The organism is Halarcobacter ebronensis (assembly GCF_013201825.1).
Classification (GTDB): Bacteria; Campylobacterota; Campylobacteria; order Campylobacterales; family Arcobacteraceae; genus Halarcobacter; species Halarcobacter ebronensis.
Window position 1 is genome coordinate 2,067,208 of record NZ_CP053836.1, and the last position, 26,072, is coordinate 2,093,279.

25 protein-coding genes are annotated in these 26,072 nt (G+C 28.2%); 2 read left to right on the forward strand and 23 right to left on the reverse strand.

The genetic code is table 11. The annotated features are described in order from the left end of the window. Positions 1-4: 4 nt before the first annotated feature. From AEBR_RS10315 to rpmB, 6 genes are all read right to left on the reverse strand, one after another. A complete protein-coding gene (locus AEBR_RS10315; RefSeq protein WP_129086334.1) occupies positions 5-1,036 on the reverse strand; it encodes an aspartate-semialdehyde dehydrogenase in 1,032 nt (343 codons plus the stop codon). After that, complete coding sequence (gene gyrA, locus AEBR_RS10320) at positions 1,036-3,579, reverse strand: DNA gyrase subunit A (RefSeq protein WP_129086333.1); 2,544 nt, start codon at positions 3,577-3,579, stop codon at positions 1,036-1,038. Before gyrA ends, AEBR_RS10315 begins: the two co-directional genes overlap by 1 nt. 138 nt (positions 3,580-3,717) lie before the next feature. Next, the gene (locus tag AEBR_RS10325; RefSeq protein ID WP_128979297.1) at positions 3,718-3,939 is read right to left on the reverse strand and encodes an HP1242/YdcH family protein; all 222 of its coding nucleotides are present in this window, start codon (positions 3,937-3,939) and stop codon (positions 3,718-3,720) included. 150 nt (positions 3,940-4,089) lie between these two features. Continuing rightward, positions 4,090-5,271 (reverse strand): bifunctional glutamate N-acetyltransferase/amino-acid acetyltransferase ArgJ, encoded by a 1,182-nt coding sequence (argJ, locus tag AEBR_RS10330; protein WP_129086332.1) that lies wholly within the window; start codon positions 5,269-5,271, stop codon positions 4,090-4,092. Between the two features lie 13 nt (positions 5,272-5,284). Next, entirely contained in the window at positions 5,285-6,406 is a 1,122-nt protein-coding gene (locus tag AEBR_RS10335) for a potassium channel family protein (RefSeq protein WP_129086331.1), read from the reverse strand. Between the two features lie 27 nt (positions 6,407-6,433). Next, on the reverse strand, positions 6,434-6,622 hold the full coding sequence (rpmB, locus tag AEBR_RS10340; RefSeq protein WP_128979291.1) for a 50S ribosomal protein L28: 189 nt from the start codon (positions 6,620-6,622) through the stop codon (positions 6,434-6,436). Between the two features lie 108 nt (positions 6,623-6,730). Between rpmB and AEBR_RS10345 the strand changes: the two genes are divergently transcribed. Beyond that, positions 6,731-7,561: a DNA ligase gene (locus tag AEBR_RS10345; protein ID WP_228712152.1), complete on the forward strand. Its 831-nt coding sequence runs from the start codon at positions 6,731-6,733 to the stop codon at positions 7,559-7,561. Here the strand turns inward: AEBR_RS10345 and AEBR_RS10350 are convergent. From AEBR_RS10350 to AEBR_RS10395, 10 genes are all read right to left on the reverse strand, one after another. Further along, the gene (locus AEBR_RS10350) at positions 7,558-8,424 is read right to left on the reverse strand and encodes a glycosyltransferase family 4 protein (RefSeq protein ID WP_129086329.1); all 867 of its coding nucleotides are present in this window, start codon (positions 8,422-8,424) and stop codon (positions 7,558-7,560) included. The two genes, AEBR_RS10345 and AEBR_RS10350, sit on opposite strands and share 4 nt — an antisense overlap. 3 nt (positions 8,425-8,427) lie before the next feature. Beyond that, on the reverse strand, positions 8,428-8,994 hold the full coding sequence (gmhA, locus tag AEBR_RS10355; protein ID WP_129086328.1) for a D-sedoheptulose 7-phosphate isomerase: 567 nt from the start codon (positions 8,992-8,994) through the stop codon (positions 8,428-8,430). A gap of 1 nt (position 8,995) precedes the next feature. After that, positions 8,996-10,435 carry a D-glycero-beta-D-manno-heptose-7-phosphate kinase gene (gene rfaE1, locus AEBR_RS10360; protein ID WP_420370927.1) on the reverse strand — a complete coding sequence of 480 codons (1,440 nt, stop codon included), beginning with the start codon at positions 10,433-10,435 and terminating at the stop codon, positions 8,996-8,998. A gap of 3 nt (positions 10,436-10,438) precedes the next feature. Beyond that, positions 10,439-11,452, reverse strand: coding sequence for an ADP-glyceromanno-heptose 6-epimerase (gene rfaD / locus AEBR_RS10365; RefSeq protein ID WP_129086327.1), 1,014 nt, complete (start codon positions 11,450-11,452; stop codon positions 10,439-10,441). Positions 11,453-11,519: 67 nt separating this feature from the next. Then, the gene (waaF, locus tag AEBR_RS10370) at positions 11,520-12,464 is read right to left on the reverse strand and encodes a lipopolysaccharide heptosyltransferase II (protein ID WP_129086326.1); all 945 of its coding nucleotides are present in this window, start codon (positions 12,462-12,464) and stop codon (positions 11,520-11,522) included. Then, positions 12,457-13,512, reverse strand: a complete 1,056-nt coding sequence (locus tag AEBR_RS10375) for a hypothetical protein (protein ID WP_129086325.1) — start codon at positions 13,510-13,512, stop codon at positions 12,457-12,459. The genes waaF and AEBR_RS10375 overlap by 8 nt, the downstream gene beginning before the upstream one ends. After that, positions 13,505-14,425, reverse strand: coding sequence for a glycosyltransferase family 9 protein (locus AEBR_RS10380; RefSeq protein WP_129086324.1), 921 nt, complete (start codon positions 14,423-14,425; stop codon positions 13,505-13,507). Before AEBR_RS10380 ends, AEBR_RS10375 begins: the two co-directional genes overlap by 8 nt. Then, positions 14,406-15,170, reverse strand: a complete 765-nt coding sequence (locus AEBR_RS10385; RefSeq protein WP_129086323.1) for a glycosyltransferase family 2 protein — start codon at positions 15,168-15,170, stop codon at positions 14,406-14,408. Before AEBR_RS10385 ends, AEBR_RS10380 begins: the two co-directional genes overlap by 20 nt. Before the next feature lie 7 nt (positions 15,171-15,177). Further along, positions 15,178-15,897 carry a polysaccharide deacetylase family protein gene (locus AEBR_RS10390; protein ID WP_228712140.1) on the reverse strand — a complete coding sequence of 240 codons (720 nt, stop codon included), beginning with the start codon at positions 15,895-15,897 and terminating at the stop codon, positions 15,178-15,180. Then, a complete protein-coding gene (locus AEBR_RS10395; RefSeq protein WP_129086322.1) occupies positions 15,887-16,633 on the reverse strand; it encodes a lipopolysaccharide kinase InaA family protein in 747 nt (248 codons plus the stop codon). Before AEBR_RS10395 ends, AEBR_RS10390 begins: the two co-directional genes overlap by 11 nt. An 80-nt stretch (positions 16,634-16,713) precedes the next feature. Between AEBR_RS10395 and AEBR_RS10400 the strand changes: the two genes are divergently transcribed. Then, positions 16,714-17,778, forward strand: coding sequence for a glycosyltransferase family 4 protein (locus tag AEBR_RS10400; RefSeq protein WP_228712139.1), 1,065 nt, complete (start codon positions 16,714-16,716; stop codon positions 17,776-17,778). Here AEBR_RS10400 and AEBR_RS10405 read toward each other — a convergent pair. The 7 genes from AEBR_RS10405 to AEBR_RS10435 form a co-directional block, all read right to left on the reverse strand. After that, a complete protein-coding gene (locus tag AEBR_RS10405) occupies positions 17,770-18,789 on the reverse strand; it encodes a hypothetical protein (RefSeq protein ID WP_129086321.1) in 1,020 nt (339 codons plus the stop codon). The genes AEBR_RS10400 and AEBR_RS10405 overlap by 9 nt on opposite strands. A gap of 9 nt (positions 18,790-18,798) precedes the next feature. After that, positions 18,799-20,232: an MBOAT family O-acyltransferase gene (locus AEBR_RS10410; RefSeq protein ID WP_129086320.1), complete on the reverse strand. Its 1,434-nt coding sequence runs from the start codon at positions 20,230-20,232 to the stop codon at positions 18,799-18,801. Positions 20,233-20,245: 13 nt separating this feature from the next. Continuing rightward, positions 20,246-21,397: a hypothetical protein gene (locus AEBR_RS10415; RefSeq protein ID WP_129086319.1), complete on the reverse strand. Its 1,152-nt coding sequence runs from the start codon at positions 21,395-21,397 to the stop codon at positions 20,246-20,248. An 8-nt stretch (positions 21,398-21,405) separates the two neighbouring features. Beyond that, entirely contained in the window at positions 21,406-22,875 is a 1,470-nt protein-coding gene (locus tag AEBR_RS10420) for an MBOAT family O-acyltransferase (RefSeq protein WP_129086318.1), read from the reverse strand. Between the two features lie 13 nt (positions 22,876-22,888). Then, positions 22,889-23,926: a glycosyltransferase gene (locus AEBR_RS10425; RefSeq protein ID WP_164969440.1), complete on the reverse strand. Its 1,038-nt coding sequence runs from the start codon at positions 23,924-23,926 to the stop codon at positions 22,889-22,891. 68 nt (positions 23,927-23,994) lie between these two features. Beyond that, positions 23,995-25,212 carry an O-antigen ligase family protein gene (locus AEBR_RS10430; protein WP_129086316.1) on the reverse strand — a complete coding sequence of 406 codons (1,218 nt, stop codon included), beginning with the start codon at positions 25,210-25,212 and terminating at the stop codon, positions 23,995-23,997. A gap of 17 nt (positions 25,213-25,229) precedes the next feature. After that, positions 25,230-26,030 carry a glycosyltransferase family 32 protein gene (locus AEBR_RS10435; RefSeq protein WP_129086315.1) on the reverse strand — a complete coding sequence of 267 codons (801 nt, stop codon included), beginning with the start codon at positions 26,028-26,030 and terminating at the stop codon, positions 25,230-25,232. Between the last annotated feature and the right edge of the window lie 42 nt (positions 26,031-26,072).

Below are 26,072 nucleotides of genomic sequence, written 5' to 3' on the forward strand. Positions count from 1 at the left end.
GGAATTATTCTCCTAATTCTATCCATTTGAGAGCTATTCTAACTGCATTTGTAGCAGCTCCAACTCTTACTTGATCTGCAACATTGAAGAAATGAACTATATTTGGTTGATATACATCTCTTCTAATTCTTCCAACATAAGTAATATCTGTATCTGTTGAGATAATTGGCATAGGATAAGCATTATTTGCTAAATCATCAATAACTTCAACATTTTCAAATCTTTCTAATGACTCTCTAACTGCTTCAACATCCACTTCTACACCATCATTAAATGTAACAGTAATAGACTCAGAGTGACTTCTAAGAACTGGAACTCTAACACAAGTAGCTGCAACTTGAATATCTTTGTGCATAATTTTTTGAGTCTCTTTTACCATTTTCATCTCTTCTTTAGTAAAACCATTTGGTTGAGCAACATCAATTTGTGGAATTACATTTAGAGCAATTTGGTGAGCAAATGCTTTTTTCTCTGCATCTTCTAATTGGAAAGCAAAAAAGTCTTGCATCTGACGTACTAGCTCTTCCATACCTGTTTTACCTGCACCACTTACAGCTTGGTAAGTTGATACATCAACTCTTTTGATACCATATAACTCATCTAATGGTTTTAAAGATAAAACCATTTGAATAGTTGAACAGTTTGGATTTGCAATAATACCTGTCTCTTTCCATAAAGCAATATCTTCTGGATTTACTTCTGGTACTACTAAAGGAACATTTGGTTCCATTCTAAAGTGGCTTGTATTATCAATTACTACTGCACCTGCTTCAACTGCATATTTAGCAAATTTTTCAGATACACTTCCCCCTGCACTAAAAAATGCAATCTCAACTTCATTTTCAGCAAAACAAGTCTCAGTAAGCTCTAAAACTGTAATCTCTTTATCATCAAACTCTATCTTGCTTCCTGCACTTCTTGCGCTTGCTAATGGAACTAATTTATTAATAGGAAAGTTATACTCTTTTAGTACTCTAAAAAGTTCTTCCCCAACTGCACCTGTAGCACCAACCACTGCTACATTAAATTTTCTCATTACTCTATTCCTTCATCATTATTATCATTTGAGTTATCTGTTAAATTATACTCATTTAAATCGATACCATCCATAGTATCAGCACTCTCTATATCTAGTTCATCATCATCCTCTTTAGGACATTTTGCAATAGATACAACCTTATCTTTAGCATCAACATTTACAATAATTACACCAGAAGTATTTCTTCCAGCTTTTCTAATTGATTCCATGTCAACTCTAATCATCTTACCAACAGAAGTAAGAGCCATTAAATCTTGTGTTTCATCAACTAAAACAGCACCAACAACATTTCCTGTTTTGCTAGATAGTTTCATAGAGATAACACCACTTCCAGCTCTGTTAGTTAATCTATACTCATCTACTGTTGTTCTTTTTCCTATACCTTTTTCAGATACAGTTAACAACTCTTGTTGTTCATTGTCAACTACATTTGCATCAACTACAAAGTCTGTATCTTTTTTGAACTTAATACCTCTAACACCTCTTGTAGATCTACCTTGTTCTCTTGTTTTTTCCATATCAAATCTAATACATTGACCAAGACTTGTAAATATCATCAAATATTGAGTCTCTGGAGTTGTAATCTTAGCTGTTACAATCTCATCTGCATCATCAAGTACAATAGCTCTAACACCATTGCTTCTTATGTTACTAAACTCTGATAAAGAAGTTCTTTTTACTATACCATTTCTAGTAAAGAATGCTAAAGATTTTGACTCATCAAAATCTGTTGTAGGAATAATCTCCATAATCTTCTCATCAGGTCTTAAACTGATAAGATTTACAACTGCTTTACCTTTTGCTGTTCTAGATCCTTCTGGGATTCTATAAACTTTCAACCAGTATAGTTGTCCCATATTTGTAACAAACATCAAGGTATCGTGAGTGTTCGTTACAAAGAATCTCTCAATAAAATCATCATCATGGGTAGTAACAGCTACTTTACCTTTACCACCTCTTCTTTGTTTTTCATAAGCTTTAATTGGAACTCTTTTTACATATCCATTATGAGTAATTGTAACTACCATTGGCTCATTTGGAATTAAGTCCTCAATATCAATCTCATCATAAGAGTCTTCAATCTCAGTTCTTCTTGCATCTGAGTATTTTTCTCTTACTTCCTTTAATTCATCTTTGATAATCTCATTTAATTTATCTTCAGATTTTAAAATAGCTTCAAGTTCAGCAATAAGTGCTAATAACTCTTGATACTCTGCTTCTAGTTTATCTCTTTGAAGACCAGTTAATCTTCCAAGTCTCATATCTAAAATTGCTTGAGATTGAATCTCAGATAAAGAGAATCTTGCTTGAAGTTTCTCTTTTGCATCCGCATCATTTTCACTAGCTCTAATAATTTTTACAACTTCATCAATATTATCAACAGCAATTTTTAGACCTTCTAAGATATGTGCTCTTGCTTTTGCCTTCTCTAAATCAAAAATTGTTCTTCTAATAATTACAGTTTTTCTATGTGATAAGAAAACTGTTAATAGCTCAGGAAGAGCAAATACTTTTGGCTCTTTATTATAAACTGCTAAAAGAATAATTCCAAAAGTAGTCTCCATAGGAGTTGATTTGTACAAGTTATTTAATACAATCTCTCCCATAGCATCTTTTTTAAGTTCAATTACAACTCTAATACCATCTCTGTCTGATTCATCTCTAACTTCTGAGATCCCTTCAATTTGCTTATCTTTTGCTAGGTTTGCTATTTGTTCAATAAGTCTAGCTTTGTTTACTTGGTATGGTAATTCATCTAAAACAATTACCTCTTTTTTACCTTTAGTTTCAATATGGTGTTTAGCTCTAATTCTAACTCTACCCCTACCTGTATTATAAGCATCTATAATACCTCTTCTTCCAAAGATTGTACCACCTGTTGGAAAGTCTGGTCCTTGGATAAACTCCATTAAATCATCTGCTGTAGCAGTTGGATTATCAACCATATGAAGTACTGCATCTAATAGTTCTCCAAGATTGTGTGGAGGAATCTTTGTAGCCATACCAACAGCAATACCTTCACTACCATTTAAAAGAAGTGTTGGAACTCTTGTAGGAAGAACATCAGGCTCTTTTAAAGTATCATCATAATTTGGTACAAAGTTAACTGTATCTTTATCTAAATCTTTTAATACATCTTCAGAGATTCTAGTCATTCTAGCCTCTGTATACCTCATAGCTGCAGCGCTATCTCCGTCAATAGAACCAAAGTTTCCTTGTCCATCAACAAGAGGTGCTCTCATTGAGAAGTTTTGAGCCATTCTTACAAGTGCATCATAAACAGAAGTATCTCCATGTGGGTGATACTTACCGATTACATCCCCTACAATCCTTGCAGATTTTTTATATGGTGCTCTTGCACTCATATTTAAATCATGCATTGCATAAAGGATTCTTCTATGAACAGGTTTTAGACCATCTTTAGCATCAGGCAACGCTCTACCAATGATAACACTCATTGAGTAGTCCAGATAAGAAGCTTTTATACTATCTTCAATATTTATATCTATAATATCTTGATTTTCGAAAAGGTTTTCCATTAAAAAATGCCTTTATAGTAAAATTTAGATATTCTATCCAAAAGTGGCTTAGTATAAGGCTTAGTATGGAAATTTTAAGGAAAAAAAAAGGGATAGAAGTAAAAAACTCCTATCCCTTTTTATTTAAAACTGTTTTTATTAAACAGCAACTTCACTTTTATGTTTTATTATTATATTGTAAACTTCATCTTTTAGTCTTAGTTTCTCTTTTTTCTTTTTTTCAATCTCAAATTGATTTGCGAGGTTTTTTTCCATTTGAGCAATCTCTTCATCCAAACTATTATGTTTTTCAAAAACTGTAACAAAATACCCGTTTGACTCTTTTAATTGAGCTATCACTTCTCTATGTTCGTGAAACATTGTACTTTCCTCTCTTAATAAAATAGATAAGTAAATTATAACAATATGAGACTTAATAAAAAATGGTAGAGAAGATTAAAAAAAGAGTTTTAGGATTAATTTAAAAAGATAATATTTTTAGAAAAGAAGGTGAGTTTTCACCCTCTTTATTTAGCTTCTATAATCTGCATTTATTTCAACATATTTATATCCAAGATCACACCCATAAGCTGTAAATTTACCCTCAGCAATTCCTAAATCACAAATAACTTTATATTTATCATTTTTTAAAACTTGTGAAGCTTTTGCCTCTTGAGCTTTATCAAAGCATATTTCACCTTTGTTAAATACAATAACATCATTATATGAAATAACAAGAGTATTCTCATCACAAGTAACTCTGCTTGCACCAATTGTTGAAGCAATTCTTCCAAAATTTGGATCCTCTCCAAAAAGTGCAGTTTTAACTAATAGTGAGTTAGAGAGTGCTTTAGCAGCAATCTCTGCTTCTTGGTCATTTAATGCTCCGTTTACTTCAAAAGCAACAGCTTTTTTAGCGCCCTCTCCATCAGCAACCATTAACATAGCCATATCATGCATTACAAGTCTAAGAGCCTCTTTAAAAGCCTCTTTATTATATGTATTTGATTTTTTATTTGCTAATAATAAAACTGTATCATTTGTAGAAGTATCTCCATCAACTGAAATTGCATTAAATGTTGTATGTGAGTTAGCTTCTAAAAGCTCTTTCATATCCTCTTGTGGAATTGCTGCATCAGTACAGATAAAACAAAGCATTGTTGCAAGATTTGGATTTATCATCCCTGCACCTTTTGCCACACTTCCAATTTTAAATGAGCTTCCATCTTCAAGTTTAACTTCATAAAGTGAAGTTTTAGGGTAAGCATCAGTTGTCATAATAGCTTTGCTTAAGTTATCCCCATTTTTTGAAGATAGGTTAAAACTATTTGCTCCAGATACTATTTTTTCAACGGGAAGTGGATTTCCAATAACTCCTGTACTGCTCATAATTGGATTTGTTAAATCAAATTTCAAAGAAGAGAATACTTTGTCAATATTATCAATTCCACTTTGTCCTGTTAGTGCATTTGCATTTTTTGAATTGATTAAAACAAAGTTTGTTTTAAACCCTTTTTCATATCTTTGAAAATGTTTTACTGGTGCTGCTTGGAACTTGTTTAGTGTAAATACTGCATCCACATCACACAAAGTATCACTATAAATAAAACCCAAATCTAGTTTTCCATTTGGTTTCAATCCTGCATGAATACCATCACAAAAAAAACCATCAATTTGGTCTATAAAACCTTTAGTAGGTAAAATTGTAAACATTTTTTAAAAATCCTTATAAATCTTTTGGTTTGTTTCTTAAAGAGACAATTCTTTTAGCTCTTGTGATTCCTCTTTGGTTTCCAACTAAAAGAAGCTTACATCCTGGAGTAATTAATACATTACCCTTTGGCATTTGAATAAACCTGCCTTTTTTCTCAGTAATTCCAATAATAGAGACTTTAAATTTATCTCTTAATTGTAAATCTTTTATCTCTTTATTAACTGCCCATGACTCTTCATGTACAAAAGCCTCTTCCATATCAATAGGAGTATCTGGTTTATATAAAAACTCTTCTAAAACATTCTCCATATCTGGTCTAATTGCCATAGCTGAAACTCTTTTTGCCATTAGTGAAGGAGTTGCAACAACTTTATCGGCTCCAAGTTTCATAAGTCTTAGTTTTTCATTTTGAGTCTCTGCATTTGAGATAATCAGAAATGGAGACCTTCCTAACTCTTTTTCATATAGTCTAACTGAAGCAATAAGAGTAATATTGTTAGAGATATTTTTAGATAGTGAAATTGCACCCTTAGCTGAACTTAGGTGAGATTTTAAAAATGCTTTCTCTTTATATGGTTCCTCTTTTACATAATATGGATAGTTACACTCTTTTGCAATCTCTTCTATATCATCACTTGGATCTACAACCACAAATGGAACATGGTTTTGATTAAACTGTCTAGCTAATTGTGCAGTATACTCATTGTGATAAAAAAGGACAAAATGTTTTCTAAGTCTAGCAATTTTATAAAGCATGTTTCTTTCCTTATAAAGTTCAAATAAATTCCCTTTAATTACTGCTTCAATCAAAATTGCAGTTGAAAGGGTAAACAGAGCAAATCCAAAAATAATTAGCGTAATGGTAAAAAATCTTCCAGCTGGAGAGATTGGAGCAACTTCTCCAAAACCAACAGTTGTAAAAGTAATACCTGTTTGATAAATCGCATCTAATATTGGAAAGTCATCGATTAAAATATAACCCATTGTTCCAATAATCATTACGACTTGAACTAGAACTAATGGTAATCTAAATGGTTTTAACTGTGAATAGATAAGAGGATTTAGATCATACTCTGGTTTGGCAGTACGAAATTCCCATCCTAGGGATTTTTTTATTTTTTTAAAAATGCTCATGAAAGCACTTTAATTCTTAAGTGCTCTCTATGATTGTTTTTTAAGAGTTCTTAACTCTTTAGCAGAGATTCTGATTTTTCTACTTGTACCATCTTCTAGTGTAACTTTAACTGTTCTTAAGTTTGGTAAAAATCTTCTCTTAGTTCTGTTTTTTGCGTGACTTACGTTGTTACCAACCATAGGTCCTTTTCCTGATACTGCGCATCTTCTTGACATTTTAGTTCCTTCAAAATTTTATAGTGAAAAATATTCGCGTATTATACCTTTTGAATCTTAAGTTAAATTTAAATTTAAGAATAATTTTAAAATAATTTCCCTATGATAATGTTTAGTATTATTTTCAAAAGGTTAACAATGAAATATATTATACTATCTCTTTTATCTATTTTCTCTTTTGCCATAGAGCTACAACATCCACAAATATATAAAAACAATGAAAATATCAACACTTGGGTAATGAGTGAAAAACTTGATGGGATAAGAGCATACTGGGATGGAAAGCAATTTCTTACACGAAAAGGAAAAGTAATCTATGTTCCAAAATGGTTTATTAAAAACTTTCCAAATTTTGAACTTGATGGAGAGTTATATACAAAAAGAGATGATTTTGAAAATATTCAAAGTATTGTTTTAGATAAAAATCCTTCCAAAAAATGGGAAGAGATAACTTACAATATCTTTGAAATACCAAATGCAAAAGGGGACTTCTATAAAAGATTAGAAAAGGCAAAAAATTGGTTTGAAAAAAATCCAAATGAAAAAGTAAAAATAATAGAACAAAAAAAAGTTAAAAATGAGGAAAATCTTAATAGTTTTTTTAATGAGATTGTTCTAAATAAAGGTGAAGGTGTAATTGTAAAAGATCCAAGTAAAGAGTATCAAGCAGGAAGAACACCCTTTGTTTTAAAAATGAAAAATGCCCAAGATATGGAAGGAGAAGTTATAGATATTAATATCTCAGAAAAAACAAAAGTTTTAAAAAGTCTAGTTATAAAACTTGAAAATGGAATCACTTTTAATCTAGGAGGTGGTTTTACAAAAGAGCAAAGAGAGAATCCACCAAAAATTGGAGAGATTGTAACTTTCAAATATTTTGGTTTTACAAAAAATGGCAAACCTAAATTTGCCTCTTTTTTACATATAAGAAAAGATTAAAGAGTCTCTAAAAGGGCATTGAACTTTTGAAGTTGATTTTCCAAACTATACTCTTTGGCAACTTTTCTATTCTGTTTTTTTATTAGTTTCATATCTTCTTTGTTTTGAAGTATTGCTTCAAGTTTAAACTGAATACTTCTATCACTTGGATTTTCCATCGTAGAGAAAACATCAATTAACTCTTTTGCTGCATTATTTGCAGTTGTAAAAACAACACATTTACAAAACATCGCTTTTAGAACATTTGTAGCAAAACTTTTATTATGAGTAGGCAAAAGAAAAATATCTGAAGCTAAAAATAGCTCATTTGTGTCACTATAATCTTCCAAAAGAAGAAGTTTTTCCTCAAGATTAAATTTTGAAAGTTGAAATTTCAAGTTGTAGATTTGTTTACTATCTCCTGCAATTATCATAAAAATATCAGGCATAGTTAGTTGCATAGTTATATTTATAAACTCAATAACTCCAGAAGATTTTAGATTTTTCCCTGTAAAAAATATAATCTTCTTTTTTGAATCAATTTGATGTTTATTGCAAAATTGTTCTTTGACCTCTTTTGGTTTTTTATATTCCATATTAATAGCTGGATAGATTACCTGAACTTTTTCTTTTTCAATATTTAATTTAGATAAAACCTCTTTTTGAGCTAATAAAGAGTTTACAATAACTAATTTTGCATTTTTTATCTTTTCCGTTGCTTCATTATCTAAAGTTCCAGTATGAAAATAGATATATGCATACTCTTTTTTCTTTACAAAAAGTTTATCTACAAATGAGCTTTTTTTAGGCTTTGAAATACTCTCTTGCTTTAAAAGCTCATCTATTAAAAGATTATTTGATCTAAAATCAATTGTAAAACTCATCTATTAGCTTAACTCATTATCTATAATTTGACAAATAGTGTGTCCGAAAAGTATATGCATCTCTTGAATTCTTGGAGTATCATTTGAAGGAACAATTAAATTTACATCACAATACTCATTCATAGCTCCTCCATCTCTTCCAGTTAGACCAACAATTTTGCACCCTATTTCCTGACCAACTTTAAAAGCATTAATTACATTTTTTGAGTTTCCAGAAGTAGAAATCCCAATAAGTAAATCCCCTTTTTGTGCCAAAGATTCAACTTGTCTATCAAAAACTCTATCATATCCATAATCATTTCCAATAGCTGTTAGTGCTGATGTATCTGTTGTAAGGGCAATTCCAGGTAGTCCACGTCTTTCTGTTTTATATCTTCCTGTTAATTCTGCTGCTATATGTTGAGCGTCTGCTGCACTTCCACCATTTCCAAATAATAGAATTTTATTACCATTTTTTAGTGTCTCAACAGCAAGCTTTGAAGCTTTTTGCAATGGTTCATTCATTGTTTCAATAACTTTTTGAATAGTCTCTAAATGTCCTAAAAACTCTTTTTCAATAACGTTTTTCAATTTATTTTGCCTTTTTTATTTTTTCTATTGTTTTTGTTGTACTTTTTCCATCTACAAAAGTTACAAGTTTAGTCTGCTTTGCTATATCTGAACCAACAACCTCTTTGCCTTCATAATCTGCACCTTTAACCAAAACATCAGGTTGTACAAGTTTTATAAGTTCATAAGGAGTATCTTCATCAAAAATAACAACATAATCAACACACTCTAAAGCTGATAAAATATATGCCCTATCATCTTGAGTATTTATTGGTCTATTTTTCCCTTTTAACCTTTTTACACTTTTATCAGAGTTAAGACCTAAAATTAATATATCACCAAAAGATTTTGCTGTGTTTAAGTAACTTACATGACCTTTATGCAAAATATCAAAACAACCATTTGTAAAAACTACACTTTTGCCTTGATTTCTTAATCTCTTTACTGTTTTTTCAATCTGCACAAAAGATTTTATATGAAGTTCAATTGAACTTTTATGAAGAGTTGCTTGGTAATCTTCTATTTCATCTAAACTTGCTGTCGCACTTCCTATTTTTCCAACAACAACTCCAGCAGCTAAATTTGCAAACTCTGTTGCTTTAAAAATATCACATCCTAAAGATAAAGCAAAACCAAGTGAAGCTAAAACCGTATCTCCAGCTCCTGTTACATCATAAACTTCCCTTGCAACAGTTGGTTTGATTGTAACTTCATCTTTATCTAAAATTGCAATTCCATTCTCACTCAAAGTTATAACAGAGACTCCAAGATTTGCAGTTTTTTGTAGTTTAGCCAAAGCCTCTTTTAGATCTAAATCACTTTGAATTTTAAATCCAGTTGCAAGTTCTGCCTCTTTTTTATTTGGAGTTAAAAGATAAGCTCCACTATATTTACTAAAATCATTTCCTTTAGGGTCCACAAGAACTTTTTTTCCAATTTGATTAGAGTAAGAGATAACTTTATTTAAAAGTTCTTTTGTTAAAACACCTTTGTTATAATCTGAAATAAGAACCACATCATAATGATTTATTTTCTCTTGAAATCTCTCAAATAAAGCTTTTACACTAATTGGAGAGATATCATTTTTACTCTCTTTGTCATATCTTACAACTTGAGAATTTGAAGCCATAAGTCTAGTTTTTCTTGAAGTTTTTCTTCCCTTTTGTTCAACTAAAAAAGCTTTTGCTCCTTGTTTTGAAATCATATTTTTTACTAAAAGACCAACTTCATCATCTCCAACTACAGATAAAACTCCAACATCTACTCCAAAAGCAACTAGATTGCTAATAACATTTCCAGCTCCACCTAATAGTGTACTCTCTTTTTTAATATCAACTATTTGAACGGGAGCTTCAGGAGAGATTCTTTCACAATCTCCCCATAGATATTCATCTATCATCAAATCACCTATTACTAGGATTTTTGACTCTTTTTGTTGTGCTAACTCTTGAATATTTCTCAACGCTTACCCTTTTTTAACTTCTGTATCAAACAATCTTTTAATCTCAGGAATATAAGCTTTTATTCCCTCTTCCATTGAGAATCTTGGTTCATAATCTAAATTTTCTTTAGTTGAATCAATATTTGCTTGGGTAAAGAATTGATAAGCTCCCACATAAGGGTTTGGAATATACTCTTTTCCATTGTCAATATTAAGTTCTTTTTGCAGAATATTTACAATGTCTTCAAAGCTTCTAGCATTTCCAGTTCCTACATTATAAACACCACTCTTTTTAGGAGAACAAGCTTTAATATTTGCTTGAATTACATCTTCAATATAGATAAAATCTCTTAAAATTTTATCACTTCCCTCAAATAGCTTTGGAGTATCACCTCTTAAGATTTGATGTCCAAACTGCACTACCATAGAAGCAGTTTTATTTTTGAAAAACTCCCTTGGACCATAAACATTAAAATATTTTAATCCAACAATAGAGATATTTACCCCTTGTTCTATGTATTTATAGGTAATATTATCCATCATAACTTTTGAAAAACCATAAGCATTATTTGGTTGTTCAAAACCAATTTCAAATCTGTCACTATCCCCATAGGTTGCTGCTGAACTTGCATAAATCATATTTGCATTGTGTTTGATTGCAAGTTTTAATAAATCCTCATAGGCATTTACATTTGTTTGAATCATCACATTTTGCTCTTGAACTGTTGTGTCAGAGATAGCTGCTTGATGGAAAATATAATCAAATTTAAAAGAGTTTTCCAAATCTTTTAAAAGCTCTTTATCATTTATATCTCCACTTATTACTTGTCCTTTAAACCCTAAAAGGTTTTTAAAGTGTCCAAAACTTTTTAAATTCCCATTTGAAAAGGTCTCTCCACTTCTAAATATATCAAGAGCTACAACATTTGCTTTTGGATAGTTCTCTTGAAAGTAAAAACAGAGACTTGAGCCAATAAAACCTGCGGCTCCAGTTATTAAAATATTTTTTTCATTAAAATCTATATTGTTATATTTCATAAATACTCTTTTGAATTAGTTTACATAAATGGGTGATATTATATTGAAATTTTGATAAAACTCTAAATTATGAGAAGTTTTCCTCTATTGCTTCTAATACATCAGAAGCAGTAATTAACTTCATGCAGTTATGATGTCCTAAAGGACACTTTCTTTTCATACATGGTGCACAATCCAAATTTTTAGTTACTATAATACCGTTTTTGTTGTTCCATTGATTTGTTTCAGTAAATTTTGTTGGTCCAAAAATAGCCACCGTCTTAACTTGATATGCAGCAGCCACATGCATAGGTCCACTATCATTTGTGATAAAAAGAGAAAGTCCAGCAATCTTCTCTATTAACTCTTTTATTGAAGTTTTTCCTGCTAGATTTTGATAGTTTTTAACACCATTTTCAATTAAGATATTTTCAATATCTTTTGCAATCTCAACTTCTCCTGGTCCACCAAAAATAACAATATCATAATCTTTTGATAGTTTTGTTGCAACTTTTGCAAACTCCCCAGGATACCATCTTTTTGCACTTCCATATGTTGCTCCTGGATTTATTCCTAGCGTTGGTTTAGTATATGAGAAAGGTTCAAAGTAAAGTTTTAAGCCCCCTGCACTATTGTTTAGATTTAAAACTTTATTTACAAAATCATTGTATCTTAAAACTAGATGTATCTCTTTTTTTGTTAATCTTCTATAATTAAACTTCTTTTTTGCCTTTACAAAAAGCATCATAAACTTTGAAGAGAAGCTTCTTCTAAAAGAGATTGCCAAATCCACTTTTCCAATGCTTCTTGCTTGTTTTATTAGATTTAGATATCTATTTCCACTCTTTTTTGTCTCATCAATAATTACTCTTTGAATATTTGGAAAGCCTTCAAAAGCTTTTGTTGAGACGTAAGAGCCAAGAAGAGTAATCTTTGCCTTAGGATATGTTTTTATAATATTTTCAATTGCAGGAGTTGCCATAATAGCATCGCCTAACCAAGTAGGTATCTCTATAAATATCGTTTTAACCATTTTTTACCATCTCTTTAAAAGCATAAAATTGCGGGTATTTTACTATTTTTGAATCCCTATTATCAACTAATCCATACCCAGGAGCAATCAGTTGATGCCAATAGACTTTTTTTATCTTTTTACTTTTTTTTGCTATTTCAAAATAGTCTCTAATATATTTTGTGTAATCTTCACAAGAAATACACTCTTTTTCACTGGTTGGAGCATAGGGAGCTGTGTTTGACAAAGGCCAGTTTACCTCTGTAATATATATATCATCACCACATTTATTTGAGAGTTTACAAAGAGTGTAAAGCAAATCTATTTTATTTTTTGTATCAAAAAATCCATATTGTGTATTTGTTGGTTTTCCCCTTCTATCCACATACAAAAGGGAACTTACTTTGTCAAACTTTATATCTTCAAAATTAAATAGAGCTCTTATTGTATGATAATACTCAAAATCTATAACACTAGGACCTAAAAGTTTATACTCTTTAAACTCTTCATCTCTTAAATCTTGAGCTACTTTGTAAAAGTTCAAATACTCTTGTACACTAAAAAAACCCCATTTTGCTCTATTTATTGTAGTTCCTATTTGATACTCTTGGGAAATATTTTCAAACTTTTTAAAGATTATTTGAAGATTTTGTTTAAAAAGTCTTAAATCCTCAATATTTTCTCTATCTTGCATAATATTAAGTAAAATCTCTTTTTTAGAAAACTCATTAAAACTCTTTGCAAACTTCACATAAGAATCAATATTTTTCACATCCCATAAAGGGATTCGTATGAGAAGATTTTTAACACCAAGCTCTTCAATTAAGCTTTGTTGCAAATCACCTTTATCCAAATTTACACCAAGACCATAAATATCTTTGATTTCATTCTTTTTTGCTTGAAAAAACTTCATTAAAACAATTGATAAAGGAAGAATAAAAAGTGAAGTAAAAAACATCTTTAGATAATCAAAGAAATACCTTTTTCTCATTGCTTTTTTATAGGTTTTATCTTTTATAACTTCAGGTTGATCAGAAAAAGAGTCCCAAAAAAATGGAGCTTTATTCATTAACTATCTCTTTTAATCTTTTTTCAATCTTCTCATAAATCTCTCTATTGTAATTTTTTGGTATCATAAAATTGTTTTGATTTGATTCCTCACTTATAGTTCCCCATCTTTTTGAACTTGCAAATAAAGTATCACCAAAAAACGAGAGAGTTTTTGTATTAGTTAATCCTGCAAGGTGCATAGGACCCGTTGAAGTACTAACAAAAAGTGAAGCTTCACTAATATATTTTGTAAAATCTATTAAAGACATTTTTGAATCTATTAGTTCTGCTTTAAAATCTATGTTTTTTTCTATAAACTCTTTTGAAAAAGTATCATCTGGTCCAAAAGTAAAAACAACTTTATATGAGCTTTGACTTACTACTCTTGCAAGATTTATATAATCATCTAAAGTTAGATTTCCATCACTACTTCCACCAAAACCAGGATGGAAAACTACTCTTTTCTCTTTTTTCACACCAAAATCAATCAAAGGTCTTGTAAATTCAAGTTTTAGTTCAGAAAAAAGAGCAAGACCCAAATCCAAATTGTATTCCCACTCTTTTTTTTCAACTCTGCTTCTTCTTTGCTTTACTCTTTTGTTAAAAAAAAGTTGAGCAACCTTAGTTGCAGGAGCAACTCTTTTTTTTATACCACTTAAAAAGAGGAGTTTTCCCAAAGCTGTGTCAATAAAACAAGAGATACTTGCATCAAATTTTTTAGTTTTTATCTCTTGTTTAGTTTTTAAAAGATCCTCTTTATCAAATAAAATCACATCATCAATAAACTCTAAAGATTTTGCAAACTGGAAATTTATTTTTGATACAAGTGCTGTTATTTTAACCTCAGGATATTGCTCTTTTATAGCCTTAAAAAGGGGAAGTGTCACCACAAAATCCCCTATTTTATCATGTCTAGTTATTAATAGATTCATTCTCTAACTCTTTGTTTGCTTCGTATAGTTTTATATATTTGTAAAAGTTTGTTACCATGTGTGAATAGGCAATAATAAGTCCAACATAACCATCTAAAAAACCTTTTTTTAAAAAGTATGTTCTAAAAAATGAGTACATTGCATTAAAAAATGCTTTTGTGGGTGAAGATTTTTTCTTTCCTACATTATTTTTTGCATATAAAGATGAATAGTAATCAGCTTTTATAACAAATTGTGAAATTGATTGATAACTGTAGTGTTCCACATTTCCTTCTAATTCCTCTATTTTAAAGCCATCAGTTATTATATCTTCGTGCACATCATTACTATTGTATTTTGTAAATTTTTTATTATATAGTCTTTTTATTTTTTGATTATTCCAACCACAATATTTAACTTGAATATCTTTATAAAACGCCTTAAAGTTTAGTTTATAGACTGTATTATCATCAAGTTTTTTGTTTTTTAGAGTTTCAAAAAGTTTTGAATCAACAACTTCATCACTATCAATTATCAAAATCCAATCATTTTTTGCAAAACTTGAAGCCCTATTTTTTGTCCAGCCAAAACCTCTAAACTCACCCTCAATCAAATTTACATTTGAATATTTTCGAGCAATTTGAACTGTATTATCTATTGAACCATTATCATAAACAACAACATCATCAAAACCCTTTAAGGCTTCAAGTGTTTTTTCTAAGGTATTTTCACTGTTTTTTGCTAAAACTACTGCACTAATATTCATAATTTTCCTAAAATGATTTTAAAAAAGCTTTAAATCTGTATTTTAAAAGCTTTGTAAATTTAAATATTTCATCTGGTTTACTTAAACCATCTGCATCAACTCTGTAGTTTATCCCCTTTATCCCAGAAAAATCTTTGTGAATTGCATTTCCTATTCTAAAAGAGTATTTATATATTTCATGGGTTCTTTTTGCAATCTCTTCATTATATTTTCCAAAAGGGTAAACAAAGGTTTCAACACAAATGTTTAACTTCTCTTCTAATATTTTCTTTGACAAAACTAACTCTTCATCTAAATTTATGCTCTCTTCTAATAAATTTGTATGAGAATGGGAATGGGAAACAATTTGAACCAAACCACTGTTAATCATCTCTTTCATCTCACTAAAAGTGCAAAAAGTTCCTTTTTCATAGTTTTTAAACTCATCATTATGCTCAAAGCTCATTCTAAGATTTTTATCATTTTGAGATGAATCCAAAATATACTTTGTAGGAACTGCCAAAAGTGCTTTTATCTTAAACTCTTTTAAAATAGGAAAAATCAGATAATAAAAGTCGACATATGCATCATCAAAAACCAAACAAGCATTTTTGCCACTAAGTTTTTCCTCTGTTGGGAAAACTGTTTTAAAATTTTCACTTATATATTTGATATGCTCTTTTAAAATCTCTAATTCATTGCTACATCTATCACTATTTGCGTGATGATACATCAAATTAATCAACAACTTCTATTCCTCTTAATCTCTTTTTCATATTGATTCTATCTTTATGTTTTTGGGAAAATCTAATTGCCAAATCAATACACTTCTCTTCATCTTCATTCATAAGTTTTGCATACTCTTGTGCGATTATCTTCATATCTTCATTTTTTGCCCATAGTTTTGAAAAGTTTTTTAATCTTTTTTCTAGAGATAATGGCATAAACTTCATTCTGTTTATATCAACTATTTTAAACTCATAACCATTTTCTAAAACTTTTACAAGAATATTTCCAGGAGAAAAATCTTTATGGAAAATACCTCTATCATGAAGTTTGAAACTAAAATTTGCAAAAGCTTTAAAAATCTCCTCTTTATTTTCAAAATCTGGTTTTATAAGAGGTTCTCTAATTGTAAAGTCATAATCAAATCTTTGACTTATAAAATAGCTTTGTTCAATCAAACCATAAGAGAAATACTCAATATATGAGACTGGTTTTGGTGTAAAATCACCAATTATTATAGAGTTATCATAAGACTTTTTTGCCTTTGAACTTCTAAAGTATGAATAGATAAGTCTATTTAAAAGATTTGGTTTTTTAAAAGATTTTACAACTAACTCTTCTTGCTCAAAATTAAATATTTTAAGCTCATTTCTAGCTTTGTGAATGGTTTGTTGGTTCTCACTAAAAATATTTTTAATATTTAAAGTAAACTCTTTAAACTTCTCACAACCAATATTTATAATATATCTATAACTCATCTAACTCACTTCTTACAATAAAATAATAAACTTTTTGATAAAATATTAAACATATATTATAACAAAAGGTGTCTTATTCCTTGGATAAAAAAATATTAGAAATATGTTTGTCTCCAGATTTAGGTGGACTTGAACTTTATATGAAAGATTTGACCATTGAATTAAAGGCAATGGCCGTTATAGGAAAAAATTCTAGACTTGATTCTTATTTTGATAAAAATAAAATCTCATACTTAAAACTAAAAAAAAGAGCCTTTTTAAACTTGGCAAAAATAATAGATAAAAATGAGATAGATATTATTCATCTTCATTGGACTAAAGATTTGCCTATTGCCGTTTTGGCAAAACTTTTTTCTAAAAGGAAACCAAAAATAATTCAAACTAGACATATGCATATGACAAGGTTTAAAGATGATTTTTATCATAAATTTTTATATAAAAACCTTGATGCCATAATTGCTGTAACAAAACTTGTAAAAAAACAGCTTGAAGAGTTTATTCCCCTTGAAGTTAGACCGAAAATATTTGAAAGTTATATTGGTGCAAAAGATTTTCAAGAGATAAGCCAAGAGAAAAAAAATGAGCTAAAAGAAAAATATAATATAAAAGATGAATTTCTAGTCTCAATTGTAGGAAGAATAGAGATACCAAAGGGGCAACATTTAGTTTTAGAAGCAGTAAAAAACCTAAGAGAAAAAGGTATAAATGCAAAAACTCTTGTTATAGGTCATACTATGGATGAAAACTATTTAGAAAAGCTTAAAAATATATACAAAGAGGATATTTTTACTGGTTTTGTAAATAATGCCTCTGAATTAATGCAGATTTCTAATTGTTTAGTTTTAGCTACAAAAAAAGAGACTTTTGGTTTAGTTTTAATTGAAGCTATGAAATGTGGAATCTGTGTTTTAGGAAATAATAAAGGAGGACCACTTGAGATAATTGAAGATAATAGAAGTGGTCTTTTATTTGATGATGAAAAAGAGAATGACCTTTTTGAAAAACTATTATTAATCCAAAAAGATGAAGAACTTAGAAAAACCCTTGCTCAAAATGGAAAGAATAGAGCAAAAGAGATATTTGATAGTAAAAAACAGTTTGATGAGATAAAAAATATATTAGAAAAATTTCAAAATTTAATCTAATAAAACTCCAAAATCTTCCGGTAAATCACTACTCTCTGGTCTAAAAATTCTTTTTAGTATTAAATCACCTACATGTGATTGATAGTGGGAAGGATCTACATAATTTCTATAATTGAGAGTAATACTATTTTTATAGCTAAAATCATAAATATTTTTATATTTTCTTAAACTCTTTTTCCAATAATCATAACTATCTTTACACCCATTTTCTTCTATTACATCATATACATTTTTATATAAAGGAGAGGTAAACATATAAAGCTTAATATTATTTTCTTTACATAATTTAACGATTTTATCTAAAATTTCAAGGCCTTCTTTTAAAAATTTTGGATTTCTAAATCTTTCACTATTATAATTTGCAACACTTAATTTGATAGGATTATTAACTCTTTTTTCTAACCAAGGTTCCCCTTTTTCTGTATATTTTTTCATATTATAATACTCTGTATCCCAGCCTCTTGAATTTACTTGTTGAATCATTCCTTCTGAACTTTCTAATATAGTTTTAAATGATCTTCTTAATGTTTGAATACTAAAAAGTGAATCCATATAATCTTTTAAATAATAATCTGTATATCTAGTTTTTTCTAATTTTTTATAATTATCTATATTCTCTGGACTAAATGAAAAAAAATCTAAACCTAATACTATAAAATGTATATTTTTATTTTTTATAAAATATTTTATATTTGTATATTGTGTTGATATTCCAGATCCCTGCAGTCCAAGATTATATGCTTTACCATTAATATATTTTTCAATATATTTGGGATTAATATGTTCCATTCTAGAAGTACCAATTAATAAAATATCAAAATCACTATTTTTAGCTTGATAAAACTTTGTCATCTTTTCACTTATCGTGTGATTTTTAACATCATTAAAACCTTTAATAGGTTTATTATTAAAAACTCCATAAGGGTCAACAACAAAATTAAATCCCAATACAAATGCAACAATAAAAGATGAAATAATTAAACTATTATAAATATATTTTTTATTACTCATAATACCCCCCTAAAAATTGAAATACAGAAATACAGATACTCTATGCACTTCAATTACAGCATAAGATAATAAAAAAGATGTCAAAAGACTACTTTTTCTATTTTTATCAAAATTATTATTATAATAGTACATACTATTATTAAAATATAAGACTAAAATAAATGCAAAAACACTTAACCCTAATGTCTTGTCATTACCATTTATTGAGACAAGTAATGAACTAATTTTATATGTATAAAAATTTACATTATCAAGAGAGAACATAGAAGATAATACTTTAACCGCATCATCCCACTCTTTTGCTCTAAAAAATATCCAGGCTATATTTACAAAGTTGAAGGTTATGAACCATGCTATTACTTTTGGAAGTCTAAACCCTATACTTTGCCAAACTCTATGTATACACAATGCAACTCCATGCAAAAATCCCCAGAATACAAATGTCCACCCTGCTCCATGCCACAATCCACCTATTACAAATGTTGCCATAAGATTTACATAGGTTCTAAAGTTTCCTTTTCTATTCCCTCCTAATGGAATATAGATATAATCTCTTAGGAATCTTGAAAGTGTTATATGCCATCTTCTCCAGAAGTCTTGTATATCTAATGCTTTATATGGGCTATTAAAGTTTATAGGAAGTTTTATATTAAACAACAGTGCTATTCCTATTGCCATATCTGTATATCCACTAAAGTCAAAGTACAATTGAAAGGTATAAGACAAAGATGTTGCCCAGGCTTCTACTAGGTTTAATGTTACTGCCCTATCAAATCCATTAGTTGCCCATTCTGCAAAGGTATCTGCTATTACTACTTTTTTAAAAAGTCCCAATGAAAATATAAAAAGTCCAAGAGCTATATTTCTATAATTTTTAACTAAATTCCATTTAGATGCAAACTGTGGCATCATCTCTTTATGATGAACTATTGGACCTGCAATTAATTGAGGGAAAAAAGTTACAAACAGTGCATAATTCAAAAAATCATACTCCTTTGTCTCATCTCTATAGCTATCAACTAAATATGCTATTTGTTGGAAGGTAAAAAATGAAATAGCCAAAGGAAGAAGTAGATTTAGTGGTTCTACTTGTATATCTGTTACAAGGTTTAAATTTAATATAAAAAAATCTGCATATTTAAAGTATCCAAGAAGTGCCAGGTTACAAACTATTCCAAAGGTTAGGATTGTATTTTTAGAAAAACCTTTATTAATACCTCTTTTATTATCAAATGCTAAACTATTACCTATTACATAGTTAAAGAGCATACTACTTAAGATTAATGGCAGGTATACTACATTCCACCAAGAATAAAAAAACAAGCTTGCAAATACTAAAAACCCTTTTGCTCCTACAGTTAATCTTTTACTATTTAGGTAGAAATATACAAAAAATACTATTGGCAAAAATACAAATATAAATTCATAGCTATTAAACAACATCTACTTCTTCTCTCTACTTTAATAATTTTAAATAACCATTAATTTTAAACTTATACTCTTTACTATCTATATACTTTTTCCTATCTAAAAGCAACTTTTTTAAATGTTCATCTATATTTTTTTTTGTTAACACTACTCCCAACTCCTTATCATAAATATCTCCATAAAGAAAATCTAGAACCAACTGGCCTAAACTATTTCTATAATGACTTCCTTCCCAATAATATTTCATTAATTCCTCTTTTTTAGAAGGTATTTTTTCAGATGTATATTTGTTATAAATACTAAAATCAACAATATTAAAAGATTTTTTATTATATTTATGAGAAAGCCTATCTACAGTTAATACAACCTTCTTTTTCCAATTTAAAAGTAAATTGTAATCATGATAATAAGAAAATGCTTCCCATTGTCTAATATGAGAAGGACCAAATATTATTTCCAATTGAATATCCTTTGAAAATGCAAAATTAAGTAAATCTTCAAAATCAAGGAAAGCATCTCTTTTAGTATCCCCATAATTATTCTGAACAGTGTACTTTTTATAGTAAAAAGCTTCTTCCTTGATCATTACATTCTTTTGTCCACCATGTTTTAATATATCATTTGCTTTTGAATCATGTTTTAGCTGTCCATTATCTAAATAACTACTTTTTTTATTTTTAAAATTATCTAAAATAGTAACAAAGCTCTCTCCTGTCATATCAGAAGATATTAAATATTTATATTTATTAAAATCTTTATTAAAATATTCATTAAAATCTTTTACTCTAACTTGATTATATGAATTAAACATAATCCAATCAAGAACAAGCAAAACTTTTTTGGGTTGAATTTGATTTACAATGAATTCAAAACTTTTAGATATTTCATACATTGAAGCACCTGATAATCCAAAATTATAGCCACTGTCTTCAAAATATTTATGTTTTGGATCAAATCCATTTTCGACTCTAGAAGTTCCCATTACTAAAACTTTTGGTTTAATAATTTTTATATGTTCAATTTTTGATAATCTAATTTTTTTAGCTTGTTTTGTTTTTTCTAAATTAAAAAAATCATTCATATATATTTCATAAGGATCTACTAAATAGTTTACAATTACTAAAAAAGGTATAAAAAAAATAAAGAGAAACCATCTTTTTATCCAATCTTTATAAAGCACAAAAATTCCTAAAAATTAAAATATAAAAACTCACTCACTTTTGTGAGTTGAAAAACACTATAAATAAATAAAAAGCTACTAAAAATAACTGATTTAAAACTTATTTTGAATAATAGAAGTTTTACTATTGAATTTTTTGAAAAAAGTATAATTGTAAAGAAGAAAACTAAAAAAATTATTACTCTATTCCCCTCCTCTGATATACAAAAAACTCTATCATATATAATATTATCTATTTCTAAAACTTTTGTTAAAAACATTAATTTTGGACTTAACACTACATTATCAAGAGAGAACATAGAAGATAATACTTTAACCGCATCATCCCACTCTTTTGCTCTAAAAAATATCCAGGCTATATTTACAAAGTTGAAGGTTATGAACCATGCTATTACTTTTGGAAGTCTAAACCCTATACTTTGCCAAACTCTATGTATACACAATGCAACTCCATGCAAAAATCCCCAGAATACAAATGTCCACCCTGCTCCATGCCACAATCCACCTATTACAAATGTTGCCATAAGATTTACATAGGTTCTAAAGTTTCCTTTTCTATTCCCTCCTAATGGAATATAGATATAATCTCTTAGGAATCTTGAAAGTGTTATATGCCATCTTCTCCAGAAGTCTTGTATATCTAATGCTTTATATGGGCTATTAAAGTTTATAGGAAGTTTTATATTAAACAACAGTGCTATTCCTATTGCCATATCTGTATATCCACTAAAGTCAAAGTACAATTGAAAGGTATAAGACAAAGATGTTGCCCAGGCTTCTACTAGGTTTAATGTTACTGCCCTATCAAATCCATTAGTTGCCCATTCTGCAAAGGTATCTGCTATTACTACTTTTTTAAAAAGTCCCAATGAAAATATAAAAAGTCCAAGAGCTATATTTCTATAATTTTTAACTAAATTCCATTTAGATGCAAACTGTGGCATCATCTCTTTATGATGAACTATTGGACCTGCAATTAATTGAGGGAAAAAAGTTACAAACAGTGCATAATTCAAAAAATCATACTCCTTTGTCTCATCTCTATAGCTATCAACTAAATATGCTATTTGTTGGAAGGTAAAAAATGAAATAGCCAAAGGAAGAAGTAGATTTAGTGGTTCTACTTGTATATCTGTTACAAGGTTTAAATTTAATATAAAAAAATCTGCATATTTAAAGTATCCAAGAAGTGCCAGGTTACAAACTATTCCAAAGGTTAGGATTGTATTTTTAGAAAAACCTTTATTAATACCTCTTTTATTATCAAATGCTAAACTATTACCTATTACATAGTTAAAGAGCATACTACTTAAGATTAATGGCAGGTATACTACATTCCACCAAGAATAAAAAAACAAGCTTGCAAATACTAAAAACCCTTTTGCTCCTACAGTTAATCTTTTACTATTTAGGTAGAAATATACAAAAAATACTATTGGCAAAAATACAAATATAAATTCATAGCTATTAAACAACATCTACTTCTTCTCTCTACTTTAATAATTTTAAATAACCATTAACTTCAGAATCAACTGAAAAAAGATGTTTTGCTAAATCTAAATTTTTTTGTCTATATGTATCATTAGATGAGATAAAAAATACAGCTTTGTATAATTCATCTTTTAGTAACTCAATATCTTTATTTTTAGATAATGCATTTATAAAGCCTAATTTCTTAAATTCTATAAATGTTGTATTTTCATAACTTATACAATATAATCCACATGAAAGAGCTTCCGCATAAGAATTACAGAAACCTTCTCCATAACTAGGAAATAAAAAAATATCTGAATTCATCAAATATTTAAATATATCTTTTTCAAAACCAATTAAATGTATTGAATCTTTATATTTAAGTTTTTCATATACTTTCTTAAATTCTATTTCGAAACCATTTTCAAAGGAACCAAGAATAAAAAAATCAAACTCTATATTGTTTTTATATAATATTTCACAAGCTAAAATTGCATCTAATTGCCCTTTACCTTTTATAATTCTTCCTGTATGAATTATTCTGATTTTCTCATTTCTTTTTCTACTAGATAAAATATTATTAAAATCATAATTTTCAATTTTTATAGAAGGATAAATAACTTTTACTTCACAATGATTGTTTAAAGGAACAATTTTTTTTACATTTTCTTTTAAGTGTTCACTAATTGCAACATGATAATTAACATTTGAATATAAAAGCTTATGAATAAAATCCCTTTTAGATGTAAGTTTTGTTGTAGCATGCCTAACTATAAAATTAATATTTAATCCCAAAAAAGCAAAATACAAAGATTTTATTTCACTTGCGCCAAAAAATATTACATTTTTAATATTCTTACTTTTAACTATTTTTCTAATTAAAAATATTAATTTTATACTTAAGTTTGAACTAAAAGAAATACTAAATTTATTATTTAATGAGTTATTTAGATATTTATCTAAATTTGAATCTATAAAACTACTCTTTCGTGTTAAAAAAAATATATTAACATAACTTTCAAGCTTAGAAGCGAGTTTAAGGGATGAAATTTCCATGCCTCCTCTATTTGGAGATAAACATATTATTAATGTATTATTTTTCATATTAATATTCATTTTTTATTTTAATTTGAATTAGATATAAACAAAGAAACAATAAATAAGAAAAGAACTAGAGGAAACTGCAAAAATAACATTGGATCACCTACAAAACTAACTAAAAGAGTTGTTAATCCAATTATACTAATGTCTTTTAATTCTATTTCCTCAATTCTTAATTTATATAATTTATATAGAATAAGAGAAAAAAGGAAAAGAGCAATAATCCCTCCTTCAACTGCAATCATTAAATATTGATTATGATAGTGATAAGAAGTGACAAAATTTTTTACATTTTCATTCATAAATTTATAATCATGTTCAGCTATAACTTTTTTAGCTGCAATTTCATAATCTCCTAAACCATATCCAAAGAATGGTCTATCTTTTAATGCATCATATGTAATTATCCAAAAAGCTGCACGAATTCCCCAAGAACTATCAAAATTACTATTTAAAATGGCTTTATTTATACTAGCTACAGTAGTATTTACACGGGTTTGAAATGTATTTAAATTTGAATATGCAAAATACATAATACTTATTAAGAAAAATAAACTAATAATAATTTTTTTAATATTAGCCCTAAATTTAACTATAACAAATATAATTAAAGTAGTTAAAAAAGCAACTTGTCCTGTTCTTCCATTGGAAATCATTAGATTTATAAAAGTCATAATAAAAAAAGAAATTATTAAAATTCTAATCTTTAATGATTTATCTTCAAATGTAATTTTATATAACAGAACTAAAGAAGTAAAGGCTAAAAAAACACTATAATGAATTGATGTCATAAAAGGTGCTATATTTCCCCCAGTATTCTCAATTATTCCAAAATTAAAATAAATACTATAAGATAATAGTTCACTAATAAAAACACCCACAAAAAATGCATTTAAAATTACATTAGTCCACTCTTTTTTTATTAAAATAACTATTGCTGGTAAAATTATCCAATAAGAGTAGAGCCTTAGATGTCTTATTGTATTAGTTGTATCATCTCCCCAAAAGGAACTTATAATAATATATATGAAATATAAAATTATAAATTTAAAAATATCTTTTTCTTTTAATTTTTCAAAACTATTTTTATAATTTCTTTTTAATATCACTAAAAGGACAAACCATATTAAAAAAAAACTAATTGCAGCCCTTGAAAGAGGGAGGGTAAAGGCAAAAACTATCAATGAATAGTAAGAAATCCTTTCTAAAGGTATTGAACTTAAACTTTTTATATTTAACATTTGATTCTCTAATAATTTTATTTAATAATAAAAGAACTATTATCTTCTTTTAATAATTCCTCTTTTTTTGCATGGGTCCATTTTCCTCTTGGTTTATCAATATACTGAAAATACTCATTAGTAAAACTTCCTTGCACACAAGTTATTTTATTGTGTCTACTATTTACTTTATCTTCACCTATTGCAAGATTTAGTACTGTTGGTCCTGTTAAATCATAAACACCATTACCTATCTTTTTTTGTTCAATATTTTCAACTATCAAATCAAGAGTTTTTTTTAGATACTTATTACCAGGAGCACTTGCTATAAAGTAGTTGCTATAATTATGTTTAGTCATTAAAAAAACCTCTTCATCATTAGGCTTTATAATTTTTGATAAAGGCCAGACAAGATGGGCATCAATATCTAAATAAACTCCTCCCTCTTTTAAAAGGGTAAAAACTCTCCAAAAATCAGCTTGTGCTGCCCCATCAGTTAGTTTTTTAAAAGCTTCAAACTGCTCTTTAGTTCCATTCTTTTCTATATATTCAAGTCTAGCTTCTGTACTTACATATCTATATTCAAAATCTAAAGATAGTAACCTATTAAAAAGATAGTTTAAATAAACTGGAAGACTTGAGCGATTCGAGTAGTTTGTTTGCCAAATAATTTTTGTAATCTTATATTTTTTATCAGATTTAATTTTTGCTTTACTAATTTCAGGAATTGTAAATCTTTTTTTTGGAAAAAAGAAATGAAAAGGATAGCAAATTAGAACTTTACTTACATTACCAATAATTTTTGATAACCTATTTGCCAAAATAATTGAAAAAGACATTTACTCTCCTAATTTAAAAAAGTTATTATATAAAAAAGAAAC